Source organism: Arenibacter sp. F20364, from assembly GCF_023015905.1.
Taxonomy (GTDB): Bacteria; Bacteroidota; Bacteroidia; order Flavobacteriales; family Flavobacteriaceae; genus Arenibacter.
The window spans coordinates 1-785 of sequence record NZ_JALKBD010000129.1 but is presented as its reverse complement, the minus strand read 5'-3'; the positions used below and the strand labels follow the sequence as shown (position 1 = coordinate 785).

Annotated in this window: 1 pseudogene; it reads right to left on the bottom strand. The window is 53.9% G+C overall.

From position 1 onward, the window contains the following. Positions 1–785: pseudogene (locus tag MWU84_RS24010) on the bottom strand (exosporium protein); the annotation flags it as partial.

Below are 785 nucleotides of genomic sequence, written 5' to 3'. Positions count from 1 at the left end.
GCTCCGTCAGCACCAGTTAATCCTATTGGACCCTGAACTCCCGTTGCTCCAGTATCACCTTTCTCACCGGTTACACCAGTAGCACCAGTAGCTCCCGTTTCACCTTTGTCACCTTTATCGCCCTGGTCGCCTTTCGCTCCAGTAAGTCCTATTGGACCCTGAGCACCAGTTTCACCTTTGTCGCCAGTGGCTCCAGTTACACCTTGTATACCCTGAGCACCAGTTTCACCTTTGTCGCCAGTGGCTCCAGTTGCACCGGTATCTCCTTTGTCTCCCTTAGCACCAGTGTCGCCTTTTTCTCCAGTTACCCCTTGGATTCCTTGTTCACCCGTTGCACCGGTATCACCTTTTGCACCTTTGGCTCCGTCAGCACCAGTTGCGCCAGTAAGTCCTATCGGACCCTGAGCACCGGTATCTCCTTTGTCCCCTTTGGCTCCGGTCGCACCAGTGTCTCCTTTTTCTCCAGTAGCTCCAGTAGCACCAGTTGCTCCGGTTTCACCTTTTTCTCCTTTGTCACCCTTGTCGCCTTGATCACCTTTGGCGCCAGTTACACCTTGTATTCCTTGTTCACCCGTTGCACCAGTAGCTCCGGTTGCACCAGTGTCTCCTTTAGCTCCAGTATCACCTTTGTCACCTTTGTCTCCCTGGTCGCCCTTGGCTCCGGTCGCACCAGTATCACCTTTATCGCCTTTGGCTCCATCAGCACCAGTTGCGCCATTAAGTCCTATCGGACCCTGAGCACCGGTATCTCCTTTGTCTCCTTTGTCTCCCTGATCTCCCTTGGC